Here is an 8,646-nt window from a genome sequence, read left to right as displayed (position 1 = left end):
CCAGCCGCCCAGCGTGGTCTTGGACAGGGTTTCGGCAGAGGCCTGAATGGCGAACCAATTCGCCCCCTTTTCGATGACGGTGAGGCAGCAGCCATTGCAGGCGATGGAGGCGCCGAGGTCAACGCTCGAGAGGTCATAGGCGGTCACGATCTCGAAACGCGTATCGCCCGCCTTGATGACAGCGCGGACGGTGCCGATGTCAGTGATGATGCCAGTGAACATGACGTTTTGCGAACCTTAAGATCTTCCCCTTCTCCCGTTGCGCCGCAATGGGAGAAGGTGCCCGAAGGGCGGATGAGGGCCTCTTTCAACCGGCAGGACTCGTGGAGGGAAGCCCTCATCCGGCCTGTCGGCCACCTTCTCCCATCCTGCGGACGGGAGAAGGGGATTCTTGCTGAGACGTTTCATAGACCGTCAGCAGATCGTCCCCAAGTCTTTCCTGCTCGACCATCTGGAATGGCTGCAATGCCTGATCGAGCGGCAGGCCTGCGAGAACCGCCACGCCGCCGCTGCCGAGGCTCTTCTTCGCCCGGATCAGGTGAAACTGATCGACCATGCCCGCCTCGAGGAAGCTGCGCGCCACGCGGGCGCCGCCTTCGACCATCAGGCGGTTGATGCCGCGGGCGGCAAGTTCCGCCAGCACCTCCGGCACGCTTGCCCGCAGGACCTCGGCGCCGCTCTGGGCGAGGTGGGAGGCGGGCGGCAGGCGCCCCGTGCGGCTCAGCGCGAAGGGTTTGGGCGAGCGGCTTTCGAGGCCGGGAAGGCGGCAGGTGAGTTCCGGATCATCCGCCAGCACGGTGCCCATGCCAACCAGGATGGCATCGCACTGGGCGCGCAGCAGGTGGACGCGGGCGCGCGCCTCAGGCCCCGAAATCGCGGTGCGCTGGCCCACCCCGCCGGAGATCATGTGATCGGCGGAAACCGCCATCTTCAGAATGACTTGCGGGCGGCCTTTGAGGATGCGGGTGAAAAAGCCCGCCATGTCGCGGCGGGCCTGCTCCGCGCCCTGCCCGGTCTCAACGGCGATGCCCGCCTGGCGAAGGATGGCATGACCGCCACCTGAGACGCGCGGGTCCGGGTCCTCGATGGCGGTGACGACGCGGGCGATGCCCGCCTTCACCAGCGCTTCAGCGCAGGGGCCGGTGCGGCCATGGTGCGCGCAAGGCTCGAGCGTGACGTAAGCCGTGGCGCCGCGGGCCCCCTCGCCCGCCATCGCCAAGGCTTGCGTTTCGGCATGGGGCCTGCCGCCAGGCTGGGTCCAGCCCACGCCCTTGAGCCGGCCGTCCTTCACGATCACGCAGCCGACATTGGGGTTTTCCGCCGTGGTGCCCAGCGCGCGGCGGCCAAGCCGCAGCGCGTTGTCCATCCAGCGGGCATCGTCAGTTGTCACCGGTCTCGCCGTTGTCGTCCTCGCCCGAAAGTTCGCCCAAGAGCTCCTCGAAATCCTTGGCTTCGCGGAAGTTCTTGTAGACGGAGGCGAAGCGCACATAGGCCACGTCGTCCAGCATCTTGAGCGCCTCCATGACGAGCTTGCCGACGGTTTCGGACTTGATCTCGCTTTCCCCTAGGCTCTCGAGACGGCGGACGATGCCGGAGACCATGCGCTCCACCCGCTCCGGGTCCACCGGGCGCTTGCGGAGCGCCACCTGAATCGAGCGCATCAGCTTGTCACGGTCGAAGGGAACACGCCTGCCGGATTTTTTCAGCACCATCAGCTCGCGCAGCTGCACGCGCTCGAAGGTGGTGAAGCGGCCGGAGCAATCCGGGCAATAGCGGCGGCGGCGAATGGCCGTGCCGTCCTCGGTGGGACGGCTGTCCTTCACCTGGGTTTCTTCGTTGGAGCAGAAAGGACAGCGCAAGGGATGGGGACTCAAAGGTTGAGGATGCACCATCTCTGGGGGAGCGGGGTGGCGGGGTCAAGGGGGGCCGGACTCGCGGAGAGAGGCCCTCATCCGCCCTGTCGGGCACCTTCTCCCATCCTTCGGACGGGAGAAGGGAATAATCATGTTACAGCTTTCCCTTCTCCCGTTGCGCAGCAATGGGAGAAGGTGGCCGAAGGCCGGATGAGGGCCCCTTCGCTCAATAGATCGGGAAGCGCCCGGTGAGCTTCTTGACCTTGGCGGCTACGGCCTTCTCGACCTTGCCGTTCTTCTCCTCGCCGTTCTTCGCGAGGCCATCGAGCACCTCGTTGATGAGGGCGCCGACCTCACGGAACTCCGCCGCGCCGAAGCCACGCGTTGTTCCCGCGGGTGTTCCGAGGCGGATGCCCGAGGTGATGGTGAAGGGGGCCGGATCGAAGGGGATGCCGTTCTTGTTGCAGGTGATGAAGGCGCGGCCCAGCGACTGTTCGGCGGCCTTGCCGGTCACACCCTTCTTGCGCAGATCGACCAGCATCAGATGCGTGTCGGTGCCGCCGGAGACGAGGTCGGAGCCGCCGTCGATCATCGCCTGGGCGAGGACGCGGGCGTTGTCGGCCACAGCCTTCGAATACTTCTTGAAGGCGGGCTTCAGCGCCTCGCCGAAGGCCACGGCCTTGGCGGCGATCACATGCTCGAGCGGGCCGCCCTGAAGGCCGGGGAAGACGGCCGAGTTGAACTTCTTGCCCAGGTCGTCATTGCGGCTGAGGATGAGGCCGCCACGGGGGCCGCGCAGCGTCTTGTGGGTCGTGGTCGTTACCACATCCGCATAGTCGAGCGGATTGGGGTGCACGCCGCCCGCCACGAGACCGGCAAAATGCGCCATGTCCACCATCAGCAGGGCGCCCACCGAATCGGCGATCTCGCGGAAGCGCTTGAAGTCGATGATGCGCGGATAGGCGGAGCCGCCGGCGATGACGAGCTTGGGCTTCACGGCGAGTGCCTGCTCGGCCAGCTTGTCATAGTCGATCAGGTGGTTGTCCTCACGCACCTTGTAGGGCGCGACCTTGAACCACTTGCCCGACTGGTTGACGGGCGAGCCATGGGTCAAGTGGCCGCCGCAGGCCAGATCGAGGCCCATGTAGGTGTCACCGGGCTGCAGGAGCGCGAAGAACACCGCCTGGTTGGCGGTTGCGCCCGAATGCGGCTGCACATTGGCGTAGGAGCAGTTGAAGAGCTGCTTGGCGCGGTCAATGGCGAGCTGTTCGGAGATGTCCACATACTGGCAGCCGCCATAATAACGGCGGCCCGGATAGCCCTCCGCATATTTGTTGGTCATGACGGAGCCCTGTGCCTCCATCACCGCCTTGGAGACGATGTTCTCGGAGGCGATCAGCTCGATCTCATGCTGCTGGCGGCCGAGCTCCTGGGCGATGGCCTTGGCGATCTTCGGGTCCGATTTGGCCAGTGCATCCTTGAAGAAGCCGGGGAACAGCGGCTTGCGCGCTGCCTTCACCGGCTGCTTTTTCTTCACCGCCTTGGCGGTTGCCTTGGCCTTTGCCTTGGGCTTCGCCTTGCTTGCGGTTTTCTTCACAGATTTCCTGGCCATTTGATCATCCCCTAAACGGCACTTCATACGCTGATCCGCCATTGGCAGATTGCCTCACAGAGGTCCAGATACCTCTTTGGCTAGATGGCAGCGCGGCGGCGAGCGGCAGGCCTGCGGTTCACAGCGGCAATCACAACGAAGAAGGGGGCGGAAGAAACATCCGCCCCCTCAATCTTCACTTCAAGAATTTGCGCCTCAGTTGGCTGATGCCGTCTTCTCCGCCGCGGCTTCGGGCTTCGCCGGAGGCTTCTTTGTGGTGGCCGCCTTGCAGCCCTCGGGCAGCTTGCCATCAGTGCCGGCCTTGCAATCGGGCGCCTTTTTCGCGGCGGCCTTTGGCTTCTCGTCCTTCTTCGCGGCGGCTGCCGTCTTGGCATCCGGCTTTTTTGCCGCAGCCGTGGCGGTGTCCTTCTTCACGACCTTCTTGGTCTTGGCGTCCTTGGTGTCCGCCTTCGCGAGCTTCGCCTTATCGGCGGCCTTCTTCTTCGCGAGCTTCGCTTTCTCGTCTGCCTTCTTCTTGGCGAGTTTCGCCTTCTCGTCAGCCTTCTTCTTGGCGAGCTTCGCCTTCTCGGCCGCCTTTTGCTTGGCGAGCTTTTCCCTCTCGAGCTTCCTGCGCTCGGCCTCCTTCTTGGCCTTGTTGGCTGAGCTGGTGCTGATCAGGCTGTCCTTCCTGCTGCCGCCGCCAAACAGCGAGGCGAAGCCGAAGCCATCGTTGGTGTCGATGTCCTGCTGCAAGCGCGGAATGGGCTTCAGCACATAGCGCTGACCGTCGATCTTCTCGCCGTCGGGCAGCGGCTGGCCGACGACGAAGCCGGTGCCGTCGAGTTCATAAATGTCCGGCCGGAAAGCAGCGATTCCGTCATTGGCGGGCCAGGCCGTGAGATAGGCCACGCGCAATTGTGGCGGGGTCACAATCGTCGTGTCGAGGCGCTCCTTGGTCTCGGCCAACTGCGCGATGCGCGCCTGGTCGATGCCGTCCTGGCCCTGCAGGATCCAGTCGATCATGATCGCCACGCCGTCAACGCGCACGCAGCCCGACGAATAGAAGCGGCTGCCGGTGTTGAACAGGTGCGGCTCCGGCGTATCGTGCAGGTAGATGCCGAAGGGGCTGTTGAACTCGATCTTGGCCGTGGCCATTGCGTTGCTGCCGCCGGGCTCCTGGCGGAAGTGATAGTCGTCGACCTGCACGCGGCGCCAGTTCACGTCATCGGGGTCGATCTCGGGGCCGCCCACGCCGTCGAACACCTTCATGTTCATCTCGCGCATGATCTTGGAGGGCCCCTTCGACAACATGCGCGGCAGGATGTCGTTCTCGACGATTGACGCGGGCGCGTTCCAATATGGGTTAAAGCGCACGATGGTGAGTGGCGTCATCACCACGGGCGTGGGCCTCGACGGCCGGCCGACGATGGCGTTGTGGAGTGAAAAGACCCTGCCGTCACTCACCGTCTCGATCTGCTGGGAGGGAATGTTGACAACGATGTAGCGGTTGCCCAGGTCCTTGGAATATTCCGCGAGGCGGGGAATGTTGGCCCTGATGGTGGAAAGGCGGCGATCGGCCGGCACGTTGAGCGCCAGGAGCGTCGGCCCGTCGACCCGGCCGCTCACTGCAAGGCCGTGGTTGCGCTGGAACTTCTTGAGCGCCTCTTCCGTCGCACTGGTGAACACCTCACCCTGCGCATCACCAACCGTGAGGTAGCCCTCGATGGAGAGCCGCTGATTGAGGATCGCGATGTTTTTGCCCTTGGCACCCACCTTCTGGTTGCCCTTGGGAAGGCGCGGCCAGCCGCCTGCAGAGACGATTGCGGCGTATTTGTCGGCCATCGCCTGGATGGCCGCCGGGCTGTCAGCCGTGATGAAGGGGGCAACGCTGCCATCGTTCAGGATGGCGGTCTCGGTGGTCGCCTTACCGCCCGAGGCTTGCGAATGCGTGGTGTTCGCATTGCTGGTCTGGCGGGTCGAGGAGAACAGCTTCTTCTTTTTCTGGAACTGGTTTGCGCCCGGACTATCCGATTCGGCACGAAGCGAAGACGGAGAGGCCGCCACGGCGGCCAGGGCCAGAGCGATCACGAGAGACATGCTCCGCAGAGCTTTTCCAGACCGGCCGAACGCCCAAAAACGCATCAAATCCCTCATTTTCCTGAATCTCTCTCCGGAGAACCTCCCCTTAGCAGCAAACCGGCAGGCTCGTCAAAACACAGCAACGTCAGAGCCGCACCGTGGCTTCCCAGCCACGGCACGGCCCTTCGGCTTTGCAGGGGTAAACGCTTCAGAGACGGTAGAGAATCTGGTCGGTCCAGTAACGCTCGAGGCGGGTGAGCGCCTTGTTGATGCGGTCGAGTTCCACGGCATCGAGCCCGACGAGATGCTCGACGGCCTGCATCTGCCGGTTGTAGAGCGCATCGACACGGTTCCGGATGGCCTGCCCTTTGGGCGTCAGGCGCACGCGCACCGAGCGCCTGTCGGTGGATGAACGCTCATGATGGACGTAGCCGGTCTCGACCAGCTTCTTGAGATTATAGGACACGTTCGAGCCGTGATAGTGCCCGCGGGTCTTGAGTTCGCCCGCGGTCAGTTCCGCATCGGCGATGTTGTAGAGCAGCAGCGCCTGCACCGGGTTCACCTCCGGTTCGCCATGCCGCTCGAAATCGTCCTTGATCACGTCGAGCAGCCGCCGGTGCAGACGCTCGATCAGGTTCAGGGCATCGAGATATTTTGGCTTGACCGGATTGCCCCTCGCCTCCCCGGCGGCAGGGCGCAGGCCCCCCCTCAACTCAGTCTGCATATTCATCACCTAACCCTCTTGCTCGAAGGGGATGGTTTCTGTCGTCCATTCCCCTGTGCGCAGGTCCCAAACTAGGGGGCCAGTCTTTAAGGCCCGCTCAATGGGTTGAGTAAACATATGCTTATAGTTTCAGATATTTGGAGCAATCTCCGGCAGGCTTACCAGAGTCTTTCCAAAGCCGGTTGACGCGGTGCTGACAAACAGGGTGAAGGCATTGTGAAGGCTGGCCCGCAAGAACGGCTACCGCATCTGCCAATCGCCGCAGGGCCATCCGGTTGCGCGCGGGCGTCAAGTCTTGTTATTCATCTCACATGACAAATGGACCTGACATGACAGCAGCATTCCCCGCCCTCCGCATGCGCCGCAACCGCCGCACCGCATGGTCCCGCGCCATGGTGCGGGAGAACACGCTCACCGCGCATGACCTGATCTGGCCGGTCTTCGTCATCGCCGGGCAGAACCGCACCGAGGACGTCGCCTCAATGCCGGGTGTGACGCGCTATTCCGTCGACCTGCTGGTCGACAAGGTCAAGGAGGCGGCAGACCTCGGCATTCCCGCCGTGGCCCTGTTTCCCAACTCGGCGCGCGAATTGCGCACGCCCGATGCGCGCGAGGCCTTCAACCCCAACAACCTCGTCTGCCAGGCGGTGCGCGCCATCCGCCAGGCGGTGCCGGAAATCGGCATCATGTGCGACGTCGCACTCGATCCCTACACAAGCCATGGTCATGACGGGCTGATGGAGGGCGACCAGATCCTCAATGACGCGACCCTCGATGCGCTGGTGCGCCAGTCGCTGGTGCAGGCTGAAGCCGGCTGCGACATCATCGCGCCCTCCGACATGATGGACGGGCGCATCGGCCGCATCCGCCAGGCGCTTGAGGCGAAGGCGCTGACCCATGTGCAGATCATGGCCTACAGCGCCAAATATGCGAGCGGCTTCTACGGCCCCTTCCGGGATGCCGTGGGCTCGTCCGGCACGCTGACCGGCGACAAGCGCACCTACCAGATGGACCCCGCCAACACCGACGAGGCAATCCGCGAAGTGGGCCTCGACCTCGCCGAGGGCGCCGACATGGTGATGGTGAAGCCCGGCATGCCCTATCTCGACATCGTGCGCCGCGTGAAGGAGACCTTCCACGTGCCGACCTTCGCCTATCAGGTGTCCGGCGAATACGCGATGATCATGGCCGCCTGCAACAATGGCTGGCTCGATCCCAAGCGGGTCGTTCCCGAAGCGCTGATGAGCTTCAAGCGCGCCGGGGCGGATGGCGTGCTGACGTATTTTGCAGTTGAGGTGGCGAAGGGGTTGAAGGGCTGAGTGGCTGGGCGAAGAGCCCTCATCCGGCCTTCGGCCACCTTCTCCCATCGCGTTGCGACGGGAGAAGGGGATAAGCATCTCCCAGCTTTCCCTTCTCCCGTCCGAAGGATGGGAGAAGGTGGCCGGCAGGCCGGATGAGGGCCTCGTTCCGCTAGCCCTGCTGCTTGCGATCCAAATTCTGGAGCCGCGCGATCAGGCTTGAAGTGTCCCAGCGGCCGCCGCCCAGCTTCTGCACCTCGGCGTAGAACTGGTCGACCAGCGCCGTGACGGGAAGTGGCGCGCCGTTGCGGCGGGATTCATCAAGGCAGATCCCCAAATCCTTGCGCATCCAGTCGGCGGCGAAGCCGAAGTCGAACTTGCCCTGGATCATGGTCTTGTGGCGGTTCTCCATCTGCCAGGAGCCAGCCGCCCCCTTGGAAATCACCTCAACCACCGCCTCCATGTCGAGGCCCGCCTTCATGCCGAAGTTGACCGCCTCGGCCAGGCCCTGCACCAGCCCTGCGATGGCGATCTGGTTCACCATCTTGGCGAGCTGGCCGGAGCCCGCGGGTCCGAGCAGCTTCCGCATGCGGGAGAAATGGGTGATGAGGGGCTCGGCCTTCGCGTAATCATCCGCATCGCCGCCGCACATCACGGTGAGGACCCCGTTTTCGGCGCCCGCCTGGCCGCCCGAGACGGGCGCATCGACGAAGCCCAGGCCCTTCGCCTTCGCCATGGCGTGGAGTTCACGCGCCACGAGGGCGGAGGCCGTGGTGTGATCGACGAAAACCGCACCCTTCTTCATGCTCTGGAAGCAGCCCTGCGGGCCGATCGTCACCTCGCGCAGGTCATCGTCGTTGCCGACGCAGGCGAAGACGAAGTCGGCATCGCGCGCGGCGTCTGCCGGGGTTGGGTGGTTCGGGCCTTTGAAGGCCTCAGACCACTTCTCTGCCTTGGCAGCCGTCCGGTTGTAAACGGTCACATCGAGCCCGCCGCGGGTGACGAGATGCCCCGCCATCGGATACCCCATGACGCCAAGTCCGATCCACGCGACACGCATTCCAGATTCCCTTTTGATGATGCTTCCTCCTAGGGCAATGA

The 8,646-nt window shown here is 64.0% G+C and carries 7 protein-coding genes and 1 pseudogene; 1 reads left to right on the top strand and 7 read right to left on the bottom strand.

Annotation, left to right across the window (positions count from 1 at the left end; genetic code table 11):
* The 6 genes and pseudogenes from ACILRA_RS15485 to ldtR all read right to left on the bottom strand — a co-directional run.
* Nucleotides 1-222: pseudogene (locus ACILRA_RS15485) on the bottom strand (riboflavin synthase); the annotation flags it as partial.
* A 115-nt stretch (nt 223-337) separates the two neighbouring features.
* Nucleotides 338-1,390 carry a bifunctional diaminohydroxyphosphoribosylaminopyrimidine deaminase/5-amino-6-(5-phosphoribosylamino)uracil reductase RibD gene (gene ribD, locus ACILRA_RS15480; RefSeq protein ID WP_395662976.1) on the bottom strand — a complete coding sequence of 351 codons (1,053 nt, stop codon included), beginning with the start codon at nt 1,388-1,390 and terminating at the stop codon, nt 338-340.
* Nucleotides 1,380-1,859: a transcriptional regulator NrdR gene (gene nrdR / locus ACILRA_RS15475; RefSeq protein WP_111199283.1), complete on the bottom strand. Its 480-nt coding sequence runs from the start codon at nt 1,857-1,859 to the stop codon at nt 1,380-1,382. The genes ribD and nrdR overlap by 11 nt, the downstream gene beginning before the upstream one ends.
* 220 nt (nt 1,860-2,079) lie before the next feature.
* Nucleotides 2,080-3,465 carry a serine hydroxymethyltransferase gene (glyA, locus tag ACILRA_RS15470; protein WP_395662975.1) on the bottom strand — a complete coding sequence of 462 codons (1,386 nt, stop codon included), beginning with the start codon at nt 3,463-3,465 and terminating at the stop codon, nt 2,080-2,082.
* 195 nt (nt 3,466-3,660) lie between these two features.
* A complete protein-coding gene (locus tag ACILRA_RS15465) occupies nt 3,661-5,532 on the bottom strand; it encodes a L,D-transpeptidase family protein (protein WP_395662974.1) in 1,872 nt (623 codons plus the stop codon).
* Nucleotides 5,533-5,731: 199 nt separating this feature from the next.
* On the bottom strand, nt 5,732-6,247 hold the full coding sequence (ldtR, locus tag ACILRA_RS15460; RefSeq protein ID WP_395662978.1) for a transcriptional regulator LdtR: 516 nt from the start codon (nt 6,245-6,247) through the stop codon (nt 5,732-5,734).
* 329 nt (nt 6,248-6,576) lie between these two features.
* Here ldtR and hemB point away from each other — a divergent pair, with 329 nt between their 5' ends.
* The gene (gene hemB, locus ACILRA_RS15455) at nt 6,577-7,566 is read left to right on the top strand and encodes a porphobilinogen synthase (RefSeq protein ID WP_395662973.1); all 990 of its coding nucleotides are present in this window, start codon (nt 6,577-6,579) and stop codon (nt 7,564-7,566) included.
* Nucleotides 7,567-7,717: 151 nt separating this feature from the next.
* On the opposite strand, the gene ACILRA_RS15450 is transcribed toward hemB, so the two are convergent.
* Nucleotides 7,718-8,623 carry an NAD(P)-dependent oxidoreductase gene (locus ACILRA_RS15450; RefSeq protein WP_395662977.1) on the bottom strand — a complete coding sequence of 302 codons (906 nt, stop codon included), beginning with the start codon at nt 8,621-8,623 and terminating at the stop codon, nt 7,718-7,720.
* Between the last annotated feature and the right edge of the window lie 23 nt (nt 8,624-8,646).

The organism is Aestuariivirga sp., from assembly GCF_044239095.1.
Taxonomy (GTDB): domain Bacteria; phylum Pseudomonadota; class Alphaproteobacteria; order Rhizobiales; family Aestuariivirgaceae; genus Aestuariivirga.
The sequence above is the reverse complement of the archived record's forward strand: the minus strand, read 5'-3'. Positions and strand labels throughout refer to the sequence as shown.

Bases quoted from the DNA above. Each gene is read 5' to 3' on its own strand.
- glyA (WP_395662975.1), bottom strand. From the start codon at position 3,465: ATGGCCAGGAAATCTGTGAAGAAAACCGCAAGCAAGGCGAAGCCCAAG.
- ldtR (WP_395662978.1), bottom strand. From the start codon at position 6,247: ATGCAGACTGAGTTGAGGGGGGGCCTGCGCCCTGCCGCCGGGGAGGCG.
- hemB (WP_395662973.1), top strand. From the start codon at position 6,577: ATGACAGCAGCATTCCCCGCCCTCCGCATGCGCCGCAACCGCCGCACC.